The 17,499-nt window shown below is 49.3% G+C and carries 18 protein-coding genes; 9 read left to right on the top strand and 9 right to left on the bottom strand.

Annotation, left to right across the window (positions count from 1 at the left end):
* Nucleotides 1-80 precede the first annotated feature (80 nt).
* The gene (locus ACZ5ZV_RS18800) at nucleotides 81-560 is read right to left on the bottom strand and encodes an Hsp20/alpha crystallin family protein (protein ID WP_464118747.1); all 480 of its coding nucleotides are present in this window, start codon (nucleotides 558-560) and stop codon (nucleotides 81-83) included.
* A gap of 150 nt (nucleotides 561-710) precedes the next feature.
* On the opposite strand from ACZ5ZV_RS18800, the gene ACZ5ZV_RS18795 reads away from it, so the two are divergent.
* Together ACZ5ZV_RS18795 and ACZ5ZV_RS18790 are read left to right on the top strand one after the other, a co-directional pair.
* On the top strand, nucleotides 711-2,081 hold the full coding sequence (locus ACZ5ZV_RS18795; RefSeq protein ID WP_464118746.1) for an NAD(P)H-binding protein: 1,371 nt from the start codon (nucleotides 711-713) through the stop codon (nucleotides 2,079-2,081).
* A 17-nt stretch (nucleotides 2,082-2,098) separates the two neighbouring features.
* On the top strand, nucleotides 2,099-2,494 hold the full coding sequence (locus ACZ5ZV_RS18790; RefSeq protein ID WP_464118745.1) for an NINE protein: 396 nt from the start codon (nucleotides 2,099-2,101) through the stop codon (nucleotides 2,492-2,494).
* Here ACZ5ZV_RS18790 and ACZ5ZV_RS18785 read toward each other — a convergent pair.
* Together ACZ5ZV_RS18785 and ACZ5ZV_RS18780 are read right to left on the bottom strand one after the other, a co-directional pair.
* Nucleotides 2,387-4,231 carry an ArnT family glycosyltransferase gene (locus ACZ5ZV_RS18785; RefSeq protein WP_464118744.1) on the bottom strand — a complete coding sequence of 615 codons (1,845 nt, stop codon included), beginning with the start codon at nucleotides 4,229-4,231 and terminating at the stop codon, nucleotides 2,387-2,389. The genes ACZ5ZV_RS18790 and ACZ5ZV_RS18785 overlap by 108 nt on opposite strands.
* A gap of 84 nt (nucleotides 4,232-4,315) precedes the next feature.
* Nucleotides 4,316-4,690 carry a hypothetical protein gene (locus tag ACZ5ZV_RS18780; RefSeq protein WP_464118743.1) on the bottom strand — a complete coding sequence of 125 codons (375 nt, stop codon included), beginning with the start codon at nucleotides 4,688-4,690 and terminating at the stop codon, nucleotides 4,316-4,318.
* A 125-nt stretch (nucleotides 4,691-4,815) separates the two neighbouring features.
* Between ACZ5ZV_RS18780 and ubiG the strand changes: the two genes are divergently transcribed.
* Together ubiG and ACZ5ZV_RS18770 are read left to right on the top strand one after the other, a co-directional pair.
* A complete protein-coding gene (gene ubiG, locus ACZ5ZV_RS18775) occupies nucleotides 4,816-5,586 on the top strand; it encodes a bifunctional 2-polyprenyl-6-hydroxyphenol methylase/3-demethylubiquinol 3-O-methyltransferase UbiG (RefSeq protein WP_464118742.1) in 771 nt (256 codons plus the stop codon).
* 66 nt (nucleotides 5,587-5,652) lie between these two features.
* Nucleotides 5,653-6,162, top strand: a complete 510-nt coding sequence (locus tag ACZ5ZV_RS18770) for an anthrone oxygenase family protein (RefSeq protein WP_464118741.1) — start codon at nucleotides 5,653-5,655, stop codon at nucleotides 6,160-6,162.
* Here ACZ5ZV_RS18770 and ACZ5ZV_RS18765 read toward each other — a convergent pair.
* Nucleotides 6,110-7,687 carry a B12-binding domain-containing radical SAM protein gene (locus tag ACZ5ZV_RS18765; RefSeq protein ID WP_464118740.1) on the bottom strand — a complete coding sequence of 526 codons (1,578 nt, stop codon included), beginning with the start codon at nucleotides 7,685-7,687 and terminating at the stop codon, nucleotides 6,110-6,112. The two genes, ACZ5ZV_RS18770 and ACZ5ZV_RS18765, sit on opposite strands and share 53 nt — an antisense overlap.
* 109 nt (nucleotides 7,688-7,796) lie before the next feature.
* Between ACZ5ZV_RS18765 and ACZ5ZV_RS18760 the strand changes: the two genes are divergently transcribed.
* Nucleotides 7,797-9,029, top strand: coding sequence for a M20/M25/M40 family metallo-hydrolase (locus tag ACZ5ZV_RS18760; RefSeq protein WP_464118739.1), 1,233 nt, complete (start codon nucleotides 7,797-7,799; stop codon nucleotides 9,027-9,029).
* Nucleotides 9,030-9,083: 54 nt separating this feature from the next.
* On the opposite strand, the gene ACZ5ZV_RS18755 is transcribed toward ACZ5ZV_RS18760, so the two are convergent.
* Nucleotides 9,084-10,004 carry a LysR family transcriptional regulator gene (locus tag ACZ5ZV_RS18755; RefSeq protein WP_464118738.1) on the bottom strand — a complete coding sequence of 307 codons (921 nt, stop codon included), beginning with the start codon at nucleotides 10,002-10,004 and terminating at the stop codon, nucleotides 9,084-9,086.
* A 206-nt stretch (nucleotides 10,005-10,210) separates the two neighbouring features.
* Here ACZ5ZV_RS18755 and ACZ5ZV_RS18750 point away from each other — a divergent pair, with 206 nt between their 5' ends.
* From ACZ5ZV_RS18750 to ACZ5ZV_RS18735, 4 genes are all read left to right on the top strand, one after another.
* Nucleotides 10,211-10,588 (top strand): HPF/RaiA family ribosome-associated protein, encoded by a 378-nt coding sequence (locus ACZ5ZV_RS18750; RefSeq protein WP_464118737.1) that lies wholly within the window; start codon nucleotides 10,211-10,213, stop codon nucleotides 10,586-10,588.
* Nucleotides 10,589-10,626: 38 nt separating this feature from the next.
* Nucleotides 10,627-11,184 carry a BON domain-containing protein gene (locus ACZ5ZV_RS18745; protein WP_464118736.1) on the top strand — a complete coding sequence of 186 codons (558 nt, stop codon included), beginning with the start codon at nucleotides 10,627-10,629 and terminating at the stop codon, nucleotides 11,182-11,184.
* 150 nt (nucleotides 11,185-11,334) lie between these two features.
* The gene (locus ACZ5ZV_RS18740; protein WP_464118735.1) at nucleotides 11,335-11,907 is read left to right on the top strand and encodes a flavodoxin family protein; all 573 of its coding nucleotides are present in this window, start codon (nucleotides 11,335-11,337) and stop codon (nucleotides 11,905-11,907) included.
* 127 nt (nucleotides 11,908-12,034) lie between these two features.
* Nucleotides 12,035-12,808 carry a hypothetical protein gene (locus ACZ5ZV_RS18735; RefSeq protein ID WP_464118734.1) on the top strand — a complete coding sequence of 258 codons (774 nt, stop codon included), beginning with the start codon at nucleotides 12,035-12,037 and terminating at the stop codon, nucleotides 12,806-12,808.
* Between the two features lie 115 nt (nucleotides 12,809-12,923).
* Here the strand turns inward: ACZ5ZV_RS18735 and ACZ5ZV_RS18730 are convergent, their stop codons facing one another.
* From ACZ5ZV_RS18730 to ACZ5ZV_RS18715, 4 genes are all read right to left on the bottom strand, one after another.
* Complete coding sequence (locus ACZ5ZV_RS18730; protein ID WP_464117565.1) at nucleotides 12,924-14,159, bottom strand: ISL3 family transposase; 1,236 nt, start codon at nucleotides 14,157-14,159, stop codon at nucleotides 12,924-12,926.
* Nucleotides 14,160-14,279: 120 nt separating this feature from the next.
* On the bottom strand, nucleotides 14,280-14,900 hold the full coding sequence (locus ACZ5ZV_RS18725) for a superoxide dismutase (protein ID WP_464118733.1): 621 nt from the start codon (nucleotides 14,898-14,900) through the stop codon (nucleotides 14,280-14,282).
* Between the two features lie 74 nt (nucleotides 14,901-14,974).
* On the bottom strand, nucleotides 14,975-16,264 hold the full coding sequence (gene speE / locus ACZ5ZV_RS18720; RefSeq protein WP_464118732.1) for a polyamine aminopropyltransferase: 1,290 nt from the start codon (nucleotides 16,262-16,264) through the stop codon (nucleotides 14,975-14,977).
* A gap of 268 nt (nucleotides 16,265-16,532) precedes the next feature.
* Nucleotides 16,533-17,450 carry a class I SAM-dependent methyltransferase gene (locus ACZ5ZV_RS18715; RefSeq protein WP_464118731.1) on the bottom strand — a complete coding sequence of 306 codons (918 nt, stop codon included), beginning with the start codon at nucleotides 17,448-17,450 and terminating at the stop codon, nucleotides 16,533-16,535.
* Between the last annotated feature and the right edge of the window lie 49 nt (nucleotides 17,451-17,499).

The following is a 17,499-nucleotide window of genomic DNA, read 5'->3' as shown; positions in this document are numbered from 1 at the left end:
TTCACTGATTGGGTGGCAACCGGAAACTAAAAAAGAGGAGGGCTTGACGGGGGATCAAGCCCTCTTTGGAAGGAGGAGGATTAGTGGGAAGGTTCAGACTTGATATCTTCGGCGGACTTTTTAAATCCTAAGCGCTCGAAGAAACCCCCTTTAGATTGGATTTCGATTCTTTTGGCTTGGGCAACCGGTGTTTTTGGCAGATAAATACTTAAGACTCCATCTTCGTGATGTGCTTCGATTTTTTCGCCATCAACACTGTTGGGAACGGTGAATCTGCGTGCGAAAGTGCTGACGACTTTCTCTTCGCGTTTTCTTTCTCCTGAAATTGTCAGAAGATTTCCGTTCACTTCAATATTTACATTCTCTTTTTTATATCCAGGTATATCCATGCTTAACAGATAATGATCCTGGGTTTCAGACACCTCGCACGCCGGAGTGAGTGTGCGTTCATAAGCCTCGTAAGAGGCGGGCGCTGCGAAGTTATCAAACAAGCGATCCATTTCGTCGAAAAGATTGGTCGTAGCTCGGCGAGTTGGCCAATAAGGTGTTAATAGTCTCATTAAAAACCTCCTTTGTTGGTTTCTTTCTCACATTACAAACCTGTGCGCGGTTTTTTCTTTGTCAAGGCGGTCCTTTTATTTTGTTAATTACCAACTTGGGTTTGGGACAAATGTGATAGAATATAGAATTTTTAGAGGGTGGGGGTAATTGTGAAAGTGGCAATCGCGGGCGCCAGTGGTTTTGTCGGCAAAGCCTTGATAGAGGAACTGCTGGGGCATCACGACATCGTGGCTCTGAGTCGTTCGGCAAAGGTGAGCACCACCCCGGGAATCGAATGGCGCTCTTGTGATCTGTTCAGTTTGCTTGATGCTGAAAAGGCTTTGCAAGGCTGTGACGTGGCTGTCTATTTGGTTCACTCGATGCGACCCTCAGCTCAACTGACGCAAGGAAGTTTTGAAGACTTTGATCTTATCGTGGCTGACAACTTTGTTCGGGCCGCCGAAAAGTGTGGGGTTAAACGGCTTCTTTATTTAGGAGGAATGTATCCCGAGGATTCCCCCACCTTGTCACGCCATCTGAAAAGTCGGCATGAGGTCGAAGAACTTTTCACAGCCAGTAAAATTCCTGCAACCCTTCTGCGAGCCGCCGTGATCCTGGGGGCTGAGGGGTCGTCCTTCCATATGATGGTGCGCCTTGTGCAGCGCCTGCCGGTGATGGTGTGCCCGAAGTGGACTCACACACGAAGTCAGCCGATTGCTTTAAGGGACGTGGTGCGAAGCCTGCACCATTGTATTGATGCCTCGGACACTGCGGATCACACCTACGATCTGGGCGGTCCGGATGTGGTGAGTTATCTGGATATGATGAAGATGATCGCCCGGATTCTGGGTAAGAAACGAGCCCTGGTGCCAATTCCTTTTTTAAGTCCGGAGCTGTCCACCTTGTGGGTGTGTCTGGTGACGGGGGCTCCAAGAGCTTTGGTGCGACCGCTGGTGGAAGGGCTGCGAGTTCCGCTGACCGTTCGGCCTGGGCACGCCCTGAGTATTCCGGGATATTCATTCACGCCGATTGAACAGGCTTTGCAAGTGGCACTTGATCGCTATGAAGAACATCGCCAGCCCCTGGCTTTTCAGAAGAATCCGATGGGGTCCTACGAGGTTCGTTCGGTCCAGCGCCTTTTGATTCCGGAAGGTTTGACGGCGGCCCAGGTTGCCAAGGCCTACATGGACTTTCTGCCAACAATGCGTCCGGGCTTTATGAAAGTGGAAGTCAGTGGGCGCTGGGTGAACTTCAGTTGGAGCTTTCCTTATTTGCGCCTTCTGATTCTGGAGTACTCGCCAGAACGAAGTTGGTCTCACCGCCAGCTCTTCTATGTGCGAGGCGGACTGTTGGCGCAAAAGACAGTTCGTGGACGTCTGGAGTTTCGGGAAATTTTGGGTGGCAAAGCCGTGATTGCTGCCATCCATGAGTTCAAGCCCCGCATGCCTTGGTTCTTGTACAGATGGACTCAGGCGTTGTTTCATGTTTGGGTTATGTATAAATTTGGTCTGTATCTAAAACGACCGCAGGCCGTCCGTTAAGGCAAAGAAGGGAAATCATGGCTCAGGCGACACATTCAACTTTTATTGGCTATATTCTTTGGATTTTCGGTTTTATGGGCGCTCATCGCTTCTATTTTGGTAAATCCGTGTCGGGCACGATCTGGTTTTTCACCTTCGGTCTGTTGGGCGTGGGTTGGCTGATTGATCTTTTCCTGATCCCCGCAATGGAAAGGGAGGCACAGAGAAACTATCGCAGTGGCCGCGTTGACTACACCATTGCGTGGATTCTTCTGACCTTCCTGGGAGTTTTTGGCGTGCATCGCTTTTATATGGGAAAATGGATCTCAGGACTGATTTGGCTCTGCACCGGAGGACTTTTCCTGTTGGGTTACCTGTACGACTATTGGAGTCTTAATGAGCAGGTTTCGCAGATAAACAGTCAGGCGTCCTGACAGGGCCCAAGCTTTTAACAGAACCCACGAAGCCCCCACAGAAGACCATGCGATTAAAAGGGCATCGAAGGGGACACGGAAGCGGTTTTCCGATTTAAAGAACCACACAGTCAGAAACAGGGACAACATCAGCAAAGCCGAGGCCTGATTGAAGGCCTCTTCATCCTTGCGAAGCACCAAAAGCCCCAGCAAGGTCAGGGGCAGAAGACCATAATAGAAGAAGTTTTCCCACGGATAGTAAAGGTCCTGAACATTTGTGGAAATATGGGGCCACAGGGGATTGCCCCAGGCCAGATAGTAGATGTAGCGAAGGCTTTCGATTAGAACCAAAGGATCTTCTTTGATGCAATTCACGCCGGCCTTCCAGAAATAGGATTGATCTGTGAAGGGGCGATCCCATTTTTTGTAAAGTCTTTCGTTGGTGAAGCCAAACATAGGTGACATCCAGCGGGCGCCGGTGGAGTCTTCGTTGTCTTTGCTGGGGCATTTGCCTTCGACGAAATTTAAAGCCCCCGCTGTCGGACCCAGCTGGGGCTTTCCATAATGCTGCCAGGTCCAAGCCATGTGGGGGGCCACAACCAGAGCACACCCCAGTCCCATCACGGCTGCTTTGCTAAAGCCCTTTTTAAACTGGTGACGGTCTTGATACAGCAGCCAAAGTGCAAAAATGGGAATAAAGAAGGCGTGATTTCCTTTAAAGTAAAAGGCCAGCGCCATTAAAAACCCGATTAAAAAGAATCCGCGCAGCTGTGGGTTGTTTAAAGTTCTCAGGATCAACCACAGAATCAAAGAGATAAAAAAGGCATACGCATTTTCTGCCATGTGAAAAGTCGCAAAGCCCGCCAAGGGGACATAGGTTGTGCCGATCGCAGCACTCAAAGCCCCGGCGAGCGCTCCGAAGCGCTGACGGACCATTAGATAGATAAGTATCACTGTGCCCCAGGAAAAGAACACCTGAGCCCAGTTGAAGAGTTCAAAGTCTCCGAGCTCGCGCAGCCACAAGCTCCAAAGCGTAAAGCCAATGGGCTGAAAGAGCTGATCAATTCTGAACTGACCGTTAAGAATTTCCTCTGAGCGAGAAAAATAGGCGCCCATATCTGAAAAAAGACTGAACTGTGGCGGAGCCTCGATGAACACCAGCCAAAAACGGAAAAGAAAAGCGATAATCAAAAAAGTCATCACGAAAAGACGTTCCGCAAGGTGACGAGCGGGAAGTCTGGCGTAAAGTATAAGAGCCAGGGACAACGTCAAAGCGATCAAACCGGCGGCGACGGGAAGATCCGTCCAGTCCTTTTCGAGCAGAACCCCATAGCTGTCGCCGCGGGTGCTGCCCGCAAAATGCCATTGTGTGTTTTGTGAAAGTGAGTCTTTGGTGTTCACCAGCAAAAGACCTTTGCGATTGTCACAGACGTTTTGAAGTCCCGAGGGCAGTTTCCATTCGCCGTGGCTGGTGCTCATTTCATGCACGCAGTTCATGGTGCGCATCTTAAGACGACTCAGGGGATAGATCATGGGCTCTGTTTCAAACTTAAGCCAGTACAAGCCTTCACGGTCTGTGTTGTAGTTAAGATATTCAAAAGACGACAGAGCCCGGGTGTTAACCGTGAGATCGGGACGAATGATTTCGATGTTCCGGGCTTGGGGGGTCAGGGCCACGAGCCAGGAAAAGGCCAAAGCCAGGCCAACGAGGCCGACCACGAGACAAAAGGTAGAGGAGTTAGCACTGTGTCTTTTCATAAGCTTGAGGAGTATCTACTGAGAGATCTTGTTTTTCCTCAAGTTACGAAAGATTCATCGAGAGTTTATTTGTCGTTGAAGCCGTTAGTGAACAAGTCGTAATAAAGTGGCGCTATGAAAGAACAACAACGCCGCATAAGGCAGAGTCGTCGTCACCAGGACCCCCCAGGGCTTGGGATTGTGCAGTACATGAAGTCCGGTCACTACAAACATGATCGGAGACAAAATAGCCAGACTCAGGGGGACACCGAGATGCACAACCAGAAGAGCTCCGCAGAAAATTTCAACAATTTTTACGGTCGGCATGATAAAGCGCGTGTCGATACAAGCCTGCACAAAGCGGTCAATGGCCGGATCTGAGGGGGGCACTTTCACCCAATGAAAGAAACCGTTCAGTCCCCAGAAAAACATCTGCAGACCTAAAATCCATCGACAGGCAATTTCGATATAATCAATCATGTGTTTGAGTGTAGCGGAAGCCGTCGATCAGATCAACAACGCCTTGATTCTTACCACTGGACTTCGTCAAAGCTCCTCGCCGGAACGCCCGGCTGCTAGCGTGTTTGAGAGCTGGAGGTGTTTCCATGGATTTGGAACTTGCGAAAGTGGACCGGGAAATCGTCAACAATGAAGCTTATGATCACCTGGCAGAGCGCTGGTATGAGGCTCAGGATGATCCCATCGCTCTTCTGCGCAATCAGCACAAGGTTGAAATGCCATGGATTCTGGAGTCCATTCGCAAGCACATTGGATATCATGCGGAAGTTCTTGATATGGGGTGCGGGGCAGGGTTTCTGGCGAATGATCTGGCCGAGGCCGGCCACAAGGTGACGGGAATTGATTTGTCCACCTCCAGCCTGAAAGTGGCTGAAGCCCGCGATCACACCCATTCAGTCCACTATCACCAAGGGGACGTCTATCAGGTGCCCTATGCCAACGAAAGTTTTGATGTCGTCGCGGCGATGGATCTGTTAGAGCACGTCTCTGATCCGCAGAAGGTGATCGCAGAAGCCTCGCGAGTTCTGCGCCCCGGGGGGCTGTTCTTTTTTAACACCTTCAACAAGAATCCCCTGGCCTGGTTGGTTGTGATTAAGGGGATGGAGTGGTTTGTGAAGAATACACCTCCGGACTATCATGTGTATTCGTTGTTCATCGAGCCCGGCAAACTGAAGATGTGGATGGAGGATTTTGGCTTGGAGCAACCGGATATCCGCGGAATACGGCCGGTGTTTTTACAAAAGCAGATGTGGCAACTTCTGCGCTCTGGTGAGGTGCCCAAAGACTTCAAGTTCACCTTCACCAAGCTTCCTTTGATTGCTTATACAGGCTTTGCGAAGAAGGTGCGGGTGCAATAACCGGTAATTTTCAATTAAAAAAATGAAACTTGAGTGACAGTAAACAAAAGAATATATGATCCTCCTATGAATTTATCTCTGGGTTTGAAATATCTTGGTTTGCTGCTGCTGGGTTTGATGGCGGGAAGCTCTTTTGCTCTGGTTGTTGGAGTGGGCCCCACGCTGGAAAGCCTGTCGATCTTGGCTTACCTGGAGTTTCATCGTAGTTGGAATCACTCGTTTTCCATGATGAGCCCGATCGTTTACTCGGTGGTTTTGCTGGCTTTGACGGCCAGCCTGTACCTGATACGGGGCCGTTGGAAGTCAATGGAGTTCGTATTGATTGCCTTTGCAGTCGTCTGCGTTCTGAATGAATTGCTTATGACGTACCTGGGAAATCTTCCGCTCAATCAGCTTATCACAAACTGGGATCTGATGTCGCCGCCACCGGACTGGATGGATATTCGCTCTCAGTGGCTGTGGTTTATGTACATCCGCTGTGCTTTGCTGGTGGCGGGGTTTTCCTTGCTTCTGGCTTCAATTCTTATGATGAAGCCTGTTCGCTCTTCGCCGTCAGATGCCTTTGCTGCCGCTTAGGCAGATTTCCTTTCGCTCCCGTGTCGTGCGAGCCACCAGAGGCTTCCGTGGTCTCACCGGCTTTTAGGAACCGTGGCAGCTCTTTTTTACCTGTCGCCCTATAGTCTTCAGCCAAAAGCGCCTTAGCTTTTTCCACAGGCCAGTGACGATGTTCTGTCAGGTAAATTAGCGCAGATTCAAAAAGACTTAACTGGGAAATTCCATGGGACTGGGCATGTCGCTGTGACATGAAGCCATTGAACTCATAGAACTCCCAGAAGAAGGACCGGTGTTCCTTATCCTGGGCCGCAGCTTTCAGGCTGTCGACGAAGTTCTTGAAAGTGCCGCTATTGGCATACAGATCCCAGTATTTTGAAAAACGATTCATCGTCTGCAACGTGGCAAAGTCCATGGACTTCGTGCGCAGAATCTGGAATGGCGGATGGGCCGAATAGACCATTTCCCATTCCTTGTCGTGTCGGGAAATAGGCGCGCCCTTCAGGCGTTTGAGAATACCAACTTGGATTTCATCCGGACGAAGTTCTGCCAGAATATCAAACCCCTTGGCAAAGCTGTGAATGTCTTCACCAGGCAAACCGACGATCAGGTCGGCGTGTGTATGAACACCTGTTTCAGCGGCCAGAAAGCGGAAGTTGTCTTTCACTTTTTCCAGATCGTTGCGACGGCTGACCAGTCGGGCGACGTCGGTGTTCCACGTTTGAATGCCAATTTCAAACTGCAATGAACCTGCGGGGAATTTTTTGATCAGCTCGCGAATTTCCACTGGCAGCCGATCCGGTACCATTTCAAAGTGCAGGAACAGACCCAGATGGATTCGCTCCAGGAAGAATTCCAGAATTTGTGTGCAAGTTGAAGGGCTCAAATTGAAGGTGCGATCGATGAACTTAAACTGGCGGGCGCCTCGATCCATTAGTCTCTGCATTTCGGCCAAGAATTGAGGAACATCGAAATTACGAACGGATTTATCCAAAGACGACAGGCAGTATTCGCAGCGATACGGACAACCGCGGGAAACCTCGACATATAAAACACGGTTTTTGATGTCCTCATCGCTATAGAATTCGTAAGGCGATTTGATGGTTTTAATGTCCGGCAGAATGCCTGCAATGAACTTTTGTTCGGGCAGGGTGCCGTTGAACAGATAGTTTCTGCAGAAGTCTCTAAACAGGAAGTCGGCCTCACCCTTGATGACATAGTCCGCGATGTGACAAAGCGGATTGGTTTCCGATTCATGACTGACTTCGGGGCCTCCTAAGACCACCAAAGTTTCGGGACTGATACGCTTAAGTAAAGACACTAGTTCCAAAGATTCTTGGGCATTCCAAATATATACGCCGATTCCGATGATCTTTGGTTTGTGACGCAGAAGACTTTCGGCGATGTCTTTGGGGTCCCGGGCAATGGTGAACTCAAGGATCTGGGCACGCGATTGCAGCTCTTCCAAATTGGCATAAAGGTACCGCAAACCAAAGGAGCTATGTTGGTAGGTGGAGTTCAAAGTAACCAGCAAAATGTCTGTCGTCATAGGCACTTATCCTAATGCATGTTTAAAAAATAAGCGAATTGTCTTTGCCAAAATGAGGACAAATTCGATAGCATTAATCTGCGGTAATGCTTTTCAAAGGACTGAAAATATGAAAACTGCCACGATGGCTTTGTTATTGTTCGTTGCAACGACTGCGACGGCGCACGTTCCGGATCTGGAAAACTTCGAAACAAAGCCGATTCTGGCTGATTTGAAGGATCTACGCGCCCTCAATATCCCGGTTTTAGCTAAAGATGAACGCATCGAAGTGGGTTACGCGATTGTGACGCCCTTGATGCAGCAAAGAATTCAGGAACGATCCCATCAGGTCGGCAAATGTGGTGGCTTTGAGGATCTGAGTCTGGATATGCACGTTCAGGGTGCTGGATTTAACAGCATTTTGGATAACTTGGCGAAAATTCAGGAGCAGAATGCCCTCTATGACCGGGCGCCGTTTGCTCCTTTGGCTTTGGAAAAGAGTGCAGCAATCGAAGCTGCGTTGACCGAAGTCAGCGAGGACAATCTTCGTTCTTATGTGACTTGGTTGTCTTCCTTCCCAAGTCGTAGCAACCGTGATGCGGAACCGAACCGCCACGTCGATGAGATGAAGACGCGTCTGGAAGCGATGTTGGCTGAATCCAAAATCCCTTATGAGATTTCACTGATCACCCACACCTCCACAAAACAGAAAAGCTTGAAGGTGCGCCTGGTGGGTAGTGAGCGCCCCCAAGAAATCGTGGTCCTGGGCGGTCACTTGGATTCCATCAATCAAAGCTGGGGTGGTGGTAAGACGGCACCTGGTGCTGACGACAATGCCTCCGGTTCCGCGAACCTGATCGAGGCACTGCGTATTCTGATGAGTAAAGCTCAGCCTAAACGCTCCATTGAAATTTTCTGGTATGCGGGGGAAGAGTCCGGTCTTTTGGGCTCGGCCGAGATTGCAAAACAGTACAAAGCAGAAAAGAAAGACGTGGTGGCAGTTCTTCAGTTGGACATGACTTTGTTCCCCGGTTCGGGTGAACTGGTTATCGGCAGCATGACGGACTTTACCAGCGCCTGGCTGCGTGAATACTTAAGAGCCGCAAATGAAACTTACATCCACGCGCGCATCGTGGATGATAAATGTGGTTATGGTTGCAGCGATCACGCTTCCTGGAATCGCCAAGGTTATCCTGCCTTGATGCCGTTTGAAGCGACATTCAGCAAAAGTAACAAAAACATCCATACGACCCGCGACGTGATCACTCCGGAATCCAACTTCAAACATTCAGCCGCTTATACAAAAATTGCGGTGGTGATGGGGATGGATCTGGCAAACTCGGATGCTCGTCAGCCTTATTAAATCCAAAATTAAAGTTCAGAACAAAAAGCCCGCTCTTAACGGCGGGCTTTTTTATTAGAACTTCTCCAGTCGTCGGATGGTCTTTTTAAGATCCATCAAAGTTTCATCTTCCTTCTGATCCTTGCGCGCCAGCAGGTACAGTGTGTGTTTCCAGTATCCGGCCTTGGGGCCAATCAGTGTGATCTTGCCGGACTGAACTTCATCCATCACATAGGGAACGGGCAGAAAGCCCACCCCAGCCCCATCGATCACAGCCCGACCGACCACAGACATGATGTCGCTTTCGAATATCACTTTTTTGCGCGCGTGAATTTCCTGAAAGAACAAATCCGTTTCATGGCGCAGTTTCATCTTGTATGACGGGATGATCAAACCCCACGGGACGGCGTTTAAGAATTCCAGCGCTGAGGTATGGCGTGAGATCCGAATCTTCAGATCTTTTAAATTCTTGGTCGAAACCATCAGGTTCACCGGCATTTCTGCGGTGGCAATTTCTTTAACATCATCGGCATAGATGGGTTTGTTCGTCAGGAGCAGATCGATTTCCTGGCTGCGCAGCTGATTGACCAAGATGTCCGAGGGGGCGGAGCTGACGAAGAAGTGTTTTTCGATGCCACGTTTTTGTTCACGAATCAACGGAGCCAGCAGATCGGCGATGAAGGGGCGTTCCACCTGATCACTGACGCCGATCCGAAAGCGCTGACTCTGTTTTTCAGAGGGGCTTTTTAGTGATTCAGCGAAATCGGCGGCAACATCGAACATCTTTTTACAGTAAGCAAAAGTGCGTTCTCCTTCGGGTGTGAGATGCAAATTTCTTCCGCGCTTTTCGAAAAGTTTTTGATCCAACGTGCTTTCCAGAACTTTTATCTGAGAACTGAGTGAGGGTTGGCTGATATGCAGATATTTGGCGGCATTGCTGACTCCACCCAGCCGGGCGGTTACATAAAAGTAATATAAATGATTGTAGTTAAACATGGTCTAAAACCTCCGAATAACATGGTTTTTTTGGCGCCTTTTTGGAACTAGGCTCTTGATGCGTTTCTGTAAGTTATGAGTTCCTTTTGGAAATCTTCGCCTAGACCCCTTAAATGTATAACTTTAACCTAAGTATGTCTTCTAAATTATATATTTAACGAATTTGTCGATTTCAACGATAATGAGAGCAAGACAAGGAGGTAGATATGCAAACAGACATCTACTACAGAGACATCACTAAAACTGAAAATCTCGAATCTTACCTGATGGAGACAGTGGAAAACGCTGTCGGAGATTTCTTCAAGTATGACAGTGGTGCTCACCTCACCGTGCGAGTCGAGACAGATCGACATCGTACACAGACTCGCAAGCCGAGCTATATGTGTGAGGTCATCTTGAAGCCATCACGCTCAAAAAGTGTGATTAAAGTCGTCAAGAGCGACGAAAACTTCAAACGATGTGTAGCGAAGACAGTGTCCGCTTTAAAAGTGGTGCTGAGCAAACGATCCTCACGTAAATCCCAGCATCGCAGAAATGATCCGATGCTGAACTATCAGCCACCCACACTGGAAGGGGTGGCCTGATTTGAAGGAAAACCCGAGAACAAGCAAGGAGCAGCCTAATGAACACGCATCTTCTTAAAAACCAGATCGACAATGAGCTCGGTCGAAAAATACGCGATCGAATCAAATGGGATAAAAGAGTGAGCGCAGCTGATCTTGAAATTGTTGCCCGGGGCAACCTGGTCATTGTCAGTGGATTCGTGGATACGTCTTACAAAAAGAATGCGGCCTTGGAGGTCATCTCAGACACGGAAGGTGTCTGGGCGATTGAAGACCGCATTGTTGTACCCACGGACTACTACAGATCAGACGAGGAGATTCTTCGTATCCTTGAAGCGCAGCTGGCAGAGATGATTAAAATCGGTGGAGAACACATCGAGGTTGAGGTCGCTGACGGCATTGTGAAGCTTCATGGTGAGGTGTTTAGACCTCGTTTGAAAGCCTTGGCCGTCGCCGCGGCCTGGGAGCTGTCCGGTGTGCAGGATGTCTTGAATTTCATTGAAATCAAAGACCCGCCACGCAGAGTTCCGGTCTCGGTTGATTTTGCTTATGAAGTGTTGTTTCCCCTGGACAGGGGAACAACGATCCAAGAAGACAACCTAAAGGAGGTGTCTTGATGAAAGTTGTCACAATTTAAGGTGCGGTCCTTTTCCCATCCCTCCATGTGCAGGCGTCTGATCCCAGACGCCTGTCTTATTTTTGTCCTTGGATTGTTTCTTCCGAACAGGTCATAATACTTCATCCCCAACGGCATGGAGTGATTTCCGATGAAAAAGATTCTTGTTTTAAATGGCAGCCCTTCCGGTGATCAGGGCAACTGTGCGCTTTGGATCAAAGGCATGAAAAAGATTTTCCCGAAGGAAGTGTCGGTGGATGTGGTGACGCTGGCAAAGTCCGGTTACAGTTCGTCCCTGAAAAAAAGAATTTCGAATGCGGATGCCATGATCTTTGTGACCGGTACGTATTGGGATTCCTGGGGCAGTCCCATGCAAAAGCTGTTGGAGCAGATGACGGAACTTGAGGGCACCAGTGCTTTAATGGGGAAGCCTGCGGCTGTCTTTGTTCTAATGCACTCCGTGGGCGGAAAGGGGATTTTGTCCCGCTTGCAGGGGGTGCTTTCCACGATGGGGTTTTTGATTCCTCCCATGAGCGGCATGGTTTATTCGTTGGTGTCTGATATCGCACTAAAAAGTCCCAGTTCCCATGCCAAGGACTTCTGGCAAAAAGAGGACGCCGAGCTCATTGTGGAAAATCTTCTGAAGGCCTGTGATCTGAATGTCCAGTGGGCGTTGTGGCCTGTGGATAAGAAGGATCCCCGTCGCAAGTGGTTGCGTTCATAGAAGAGCTGTCTAAACTGTTGTCACAGTGAAAATTGTACCGGTGTGAATAGGGTGCGGAGCTATGAGCTGCAAATAAGCGACGGCTCAGAGGGATTCTTTTGGCATCCTATTTGTAATGCTCGCGGGCATGCGCGCGTTTATTTTATCATTCATTTTTCTTTCCGGACTTCAGGCCTTTGCGGGCTTTGATGACGTCATTCCGCCGAAGCGCGTGATCTTCAACCCTGTTGTCAGCACGTCGGCTCGTACTTTGGCTCAATGGCAGTTTGGTTTTCAAAGAACCAGCGGGGCCAACATCAATTCCCACATGTTGGCCAACGCCCTGAGCGTGGGGGTGCACGAACGTGTGGAGCTGGGCACGGTTCCGATTTTTTATGCCACGGTTCCGGGCAGCCGTAACTACACAGCCAAGTTAAATTTCTATCGCGGCGACAAGTTCGACTGGGCGGCGGCTTTCACTGAAAACCGCTTTAAGTCCGAAGTAAGGCTGGACGGCAAAGTGGTCGAGACACCGGATCTGGTTCTGCGTTCTTTCCATATTGGTTTTAATTATCGCCCGGTGGAGCTGGAGGACGTCACCCTGTCGCCATTCCTGAACAATGTCTGCGGGCATATTGACTCCAAGAACACACTGACATTTGTGTATTCTTTGAAGTGTGAATCGGAGTGGGGTCTGGATTTACAGTATCAGATCAAGGACCGCGAATGGTTGACCTTTGCGTGGGGTCATTTGCGTGAAGCGGGGATTTCGCCTTACGAGGACATGAACACCGGCGCAGGTATTGCGTGGTCTCAGTTCCGTCCAAAAGAAATGTTTTCGCGCCCCTCGGTCGGCGTCTACTACACCCCCGACACCGGAAACACCCTCTTCCTCTTGTCCACCACCTTCTTCGAACTCTAAAAGGTACCTGCTTACTTTTGCAGAAGCAGCGCAATAGAAGTTTGAATAAAAAAAGGGACTGCCGTTGTATAGCAGTCCCTTTTGTTTTTTTGGTTCTTCCGAGGTTCTTGTGCCCTTACGCCGGGTAGAGTTCAAGTTTTCCGCAGTAGAACAAGATCGCGATTCGGTAGTTGGCAAAGTTTCTGAAGCCACGAGCATTGGCTTTGATGGATTGGATCTTCGAGTTGAACCCCTCCATCATCGCGTTGGTGATGTGGTGGCGTAAGTAGGTCAAGATGTTGTCGAGATGCCGGCGCATGAGCTTGGCGACGTCGCTCATCGGTTTAAGCCTGGAGTGCGTCGCCCACCAATACCATCGGTCGAAGAACTTTCTCGCCGAAGCTTGATACGTGTAGCTCCAAAACTCCGAGAACATCTCCTTCATCGACCACGCTCGCCCTGATTTAAGTTTATCCATGCGAAGCTCGTTGAACCGAGAGGTCTCGGCATCGCTCATGTTCTCGGGGTTTTTCAGAAACAGATATTTCGCACCTTTGAGTGTCTCGACATCGTCTTTCATAAACGCCCGATGCTCTTGGCGCCTCACTTTGTCGACCGCATCGCCCAAGTATTTTGAGATGTGGAACTTGTCGTGCACGATGTCGGCTTGGGGCGCATTCGTCTTTGTTGACGTGATGAAGGCGTCCCACATATCCATCGCAACAGCATCGATGCCGGATCTCGTCTCCTCTGGAAGCTTCTGCCAGAGTGAGTCTGTGGCCTCAAGTGTTCTGCCTTCGACGACATCTAGAACGCGTGCACCACCGATGTCGGTCATCAGTGAGGCGTACTTGTGACCTTTCAAAAAACTTTTCTCATCGATACCGACGTGTTTGATCTCATCAAGCTTGCGACGCTCAAGACCGCGTTCGACCGCGCGCTTTTGGATGTGATGGACCTGGTCCCACGAAAGCCCTAAAAGCCTTGCCGCCTCTTTGAGGCTCTTGGCGGCAATCATGACGTCAATCGCGAGCCTCTCAAAAAGCAGAGTGAAGCGAGAGTTCGGACCAGCCCATGGGACGTTGATTGTCTTCGCCCCATGCTCCTTGCAATCTGATCTTGGTACACGTGAGCGAATGATCGTTTGAAATTGCATCGTGTCCAAATGCCGCCACCTGCGCTCCTCGCGGTGATCTTTGATCGAACACGATCGCCCGCACTCGGGGCACTCCGGCTCGTGGCCTTTCGACCACTCGACATCAACCTCGACGAGACGATTTACGGTATCAAGGTTGACGTTAGTGACTGACCACGGCGGCACAAGACCGAGAAGCTGCTCGAACAACTGGTGTGAATCGGATGGATTTCTCATCCGAAAATCGAAGCTCATAAATTAAGCGAATTCAATTCGTGCGCGCCGGGCTACCCACAAAAAACTCGGAATACCCGTTTTTTTTGAAGCAGTGCTTCTGCAAAAGCGAGCAGGTACCTTTTAAGTCATGGACTTAGTTAGGTCGCGAACTTTTTTGGAAGCGAAGTTTTCGGAAACGAAGTTCCAGTTTACTTGGCTCCAGAAGGTTTCTAGGTATTTTGCGCGAAGGTTTCTGTAGTCCACATAGTAAGCGTGTTCCCAAACGTCAGCAACCAACAATGGAGTTGGACCGTTGTTTGTGAATGGAACCGCTGCGTTGGAAGTGGAAACCAAAGACAGCTTGCCGGAAGCATCCGCGCACAACCAGATCCAGCCAGAACCGAAAGTTTTTACGCCGCCATCGACGAACTTTGATTTCAGCTCATCCATAGAACCGAAGTCGCGAGTGATCGCTGCAGACAACTCAGCAGAAGGCTGGCCGCCTTGACCTGCCGGAGTCATACCAAACCAGAAGAAGGTGTGGTTCCAGGCCTGAGCCGCGTTGTTGAACACGCCACCAGAGGAAGTCAAAGTGATCTCTTCAAGGGATTTCCCTTTCAAAGACGCATCTGTTTCCATGAACTTGTTCAGATTGTCGATATAAGCTTTGTGGTGCTTGTCGTAGTGGTAAGTCATTTGTTCTTCGTTGAACAAAGGAGCCAAACCTGTTTTTGCGTAGGGAAGTTGTGGAAGTTTGAACATTTACGCCTCCTGTTTGTTTAGTTCTAGATGAAACTATAATGAAAACAGGAGGCGGTCTATCTCAATTAGATAAACTAGGCGTTATCGCCAAGCATCGTTTTAACGAACGTCGGCAGGCAGAACGCCGCTGTGTGCAGATCTTCGTTGTAGTATTTCAGACCTTTGGCCAGAGAGAATTGGCGCGCATGGTCTTTGTTGAAGTCTTTCGCCGGGTGATTTGTCCCCTTCACACCCATCTGCAAACTCCACATTCCTGACGGATAAGTGGTCGCATGGAACAACATCGTGTGGACGCTCTTCTTGCCGAAGATACCTTTCAAGCACTGATTCAGTTCAACGAAAGTGCCTTCATGGAACATCGGGGATTCACCCTGAGTGATCACCAAGCCGCCTTCTTTCAATGCGTTTTTACAGTTTGTGTAGAATTCGGCAGTGAAAAGACCTTTTGCCGGACCGACCGGATCAGAACCATCCACGATGATCACGTCATAAGAGTTTGGTGCAGCATCTTTTACGAACTGAATGCCGTCACCGATAATCAGATTCAATTTCGGATTGTTAAACTCTGAAGCGATCTTTGGAAGATGTTGCTTGGAAGCGCGCACAACCGCTTCGTCGATTTCCACCATTGTTACATTTTCAACCTGATCGTATTTGAACAATTCACGAATGGTACCGCCGTCACCGCCGCCGATAACCAAAATGTTCTTCGCATTCCCGTGCGCCTGCATCACCGGGTGAGTGATCATTTCGTGATAGTGGAACTCATCACGCTCTGTGCACATCACCATATTGTTGATCGCCAGGAATTTGCCGTGAGAGTAAGAGTCCAAAACACGCACGCGCTGGAACGGATTTGTCTCATCAAACAGAACTTCACCCGTGTAACGCAGGGAAAGAGCCTGGTTTTCATCCTTGTCGGTGAACCAGACGTTGCGGTCGATCTGATAACCTTTGGAAAGATCAAAGGAAGGTTTTTCGCGCATGATCTTCGGCTGGAAGTCGGATTTTTGGATCACGTGCAAAGAGCCGCGGTTCATTTCCAAAGCAGAGTAGTTTGCCTGGAAGGCTTTTTTCAGGTGCTCGAAGGAAACCCAAGGGTCCACGGAATCACCACAAGTGAACAGATCCACAGCGGCATAACGGTATTCCGGCCATGTGTGAATCGCCAAGTGACTTTCTTGGATCACAACAACACCGCTTACACCCCATGGGGAGAAGTGGTGGAAAGTGGAGTTAATGACTGTCGCGCCTGCGATTTGTGCCGCTTCAACCATGCTTCTTTCGATGATGGAAACGTCGTTCAAAACCTCAGCGTTGCATCCACTGAATTCAACCAAAATATGACGGCCAAGTGCTTTCAATTCTCATTCCTCCGGCGGCTATTGAAAATACCCCAATCGACTGCGTTGTCGGGTCTTTTCTTTCTCTCCGACGTGCTTGGAGCACGCCTCCGTTTCAGAAAAGCCCCTCCGCCTTGCGCTTGTGGCATTTTGAACAGCCTTCAATATCTGTGATCTTCTAGGAGATCTTATGATTTTAGTATTTGTCTTAAAGCGGGGGTTCTAGGGCTTTTTGGTGGCGGGGGCAAGGTATTTTTGTCCCCAAATTGGAAAAGGGCCCTAGGGGCCCTTATTTGCTTCTGATCTCGAAGCAGTTGTGAATTTTTTTATCATGGAAGTCCTGTGGGATGCTCTCGGTGGTGATTTCTTTCACTCTGTATTTGGACAGAATGTTGTCGGAAATCTTAAACTTCCTCTTGTTGTTCGAGAAATACAAAACTCCCTCGGGAGCCAGCATTTGCATGCAGCTGTCCACCAGGAAATCCTGATCACGCTCGACCTCAAATGTGTCCTCCATTTTCTTGGAATTCGAGAACGTTGGCGGATCCAGGAAAATAACGTCAAAAGTGTTCGAATTTTTTTGTGTGCGCAGCCATTCCAACACGTCGGCGTTGATGAAACTGTGACCTTCCAAGTCGATGTTGTTGAGCTGGAAGTTGTCCTGAGCCCAGCGCAGGTAGGTTTGCGACATGTCCACGCTGGTCGTGCGGGCCCCGCCCAAGGCGGCAAACACGCTGACAGACCCGGTATAGCAGAACAGATTCAGGAATCTTTTTCCCTGAACCGTTTTAAAGACCTTCTGGCGCATCGGGCGGTGATCCAGGAACAAGCCGGTGTCCAGATAATCATACAGGTTCACTTTAAATAAAGCTTGCGACTCTCGCACGACGAAGGTGTCTTCTTTGGCATCCAGCTTTTCGTACTGTTTCAGGCCCTCTTGACGCTCGCGTTTTTTGATTACGACCTTGGGGTCATCACATTTAAACAACGTCTTGAGCGCCTCTTGAACGTGAGGCAGGTGGTTTTTGTCTTTGTCGCGCAAGTCACTTTTGTCGTAGATCAGGTAGTGATCTTTGTAGATGTCAACGATGTAGGGATATTCGGGAATATCACGATCATACAGACGAAAAGCCTCGATTTGGTGGCGTTCGGCCCAGCTTTTAAGTTTTTTGAAGTTCTTTTCCAAGCGGTTTTTGATCATGTCCATGGGGGCTTTTTAGACAATTTGGACGGGATATGGTACCAATTCCTGGATG

This window comes from Bdellovibrio sp. HAGR004 (assembly GCF_055397015.1).
The sequence above is the reverse complement of the archived record's forward strand: the minus strand, read 5'-3'. Positions and strand labels throughout refer to the sequence as shown.

Excerpts from the sequence above, each read along its gene's own strand:
- ACZ5ZV_RS18800 (WP_464118747.1), bottom strand. The coding sequence starts at position 560 with ATGAGACTATTAACACCTTATTGGCCAACTCGCCGAGCTACGACCAAT.
- ACZ5ZV_RS18790 (WP_464118745.1), top strand. The coding sequence starts at position 2,099 with ATGGCTCAGGCGACACATTCAACTTTTATTGGCTATATTCTTTGGATT.
- ACZ5ZV_RS18785 (WP_464118744.1), bottom strand. The coding sequence starts at position 4,231 with ATGAAAAGACACAGTGCTAACTCCTCTACCTTTTGTCTCGTGGTCGGC.
- ACZ5ZV_RS18780 (WP_464118743.1), bottom strand. The coding sequence starts at position 4,690 with ATGATTGATTATATCGAAATTGCCTGTCGATGGATTTTAGGTCTGCAG.
- ubiG (WP_464118742.1), top strand. The coding sequence starts at position 4,816 with ATGGATTTGGAACTTGCGAAAGTGGACCGGGAAATCGTCAACAATGAA.
- ACZ5ZV_RS18770 (WP_464118741.1), top strand. The coding sequence starts at position 5,653 with ATGAATTTATCTCTGGGTTTGAAATATCTTGGTTTGCTGCTGCTGGGT.
- ACZ5ZV_RS18765 (WP_464118740.1), bottom strand. The coding sequence starts at position 7,687 with ATGACGACAGACATTTTGCTGGTTACTTTGAACTCCACCTACCAACAT.
- ACZ5ZV_RS18760 (WP_464118739.1), top strand. The coding sequence starts at position 7,797 with ATGAAAACTGCCACGATGGCTTTGTTATTGTTCGTTGCAACGACTGCG.
- ACZ5ZV_RS18755 (WP_464118738.1), bottom strand. The coding sequence starts at position 10,004 with ATGTTTAACTACAATCATTTATATTACTTTTATGTAACCGCCCGGCTG.
- ACZ5ZV_RS18750 (WP_464118737.1), top strand. The coding sequence starts at position 10,211 with ATGCAAACAGACATCTACTACAGAGACATCACTAAAACTGAAAATCTC.
- ACZ5ZV_RS18745 (WP_464118736.1), top strand. The coding sequence starts at position 10,627 with ATGAACACGCATCTTCTTAAAAACCAGATCGACAATGAGCTCGGTCGA.
- ACZ5ZV_RS18740 (WP_464118735.1), top strand. The coding sequence starts at position 11,335 with ATGAAAAAGATTCTTGTTTTAAATGGCAGCCCTTCCGGTGATCAGGGC.
- ACZ5ZV_RS18735 (WP_464118734.1), top strand. The coding sequence starts at position 12,035 with ATGCGCGCGTTTATTTTATCATTCATTTTTCTTTCCGGACTTCAGGCC.
- ACZ5ZV_RS18730 (WP_464117565.1), bottom strand. The coding sequence starts at position 14,159 with ATGAGAAATCCATCCGATTCACACCAGTTGTTCGAGCAGCTTCTCGGT.
- ACZ5ZV_RS18725 (WP_464118733.1), bottom strand. The coding sequence starts at position 14,900 with ATGTTCAAACTTCCACAACTTCCCTACGCAAAAACAGGTTTGGCTCCT.
- ACZ5ZV_RS18715 (WP_464118731.1), bottom strand. The coding sequence starts at position 17,450 with ATGGACATGATCAAAAACCGCTTGGAAAAGAACTTCAAAAAACTTAAA.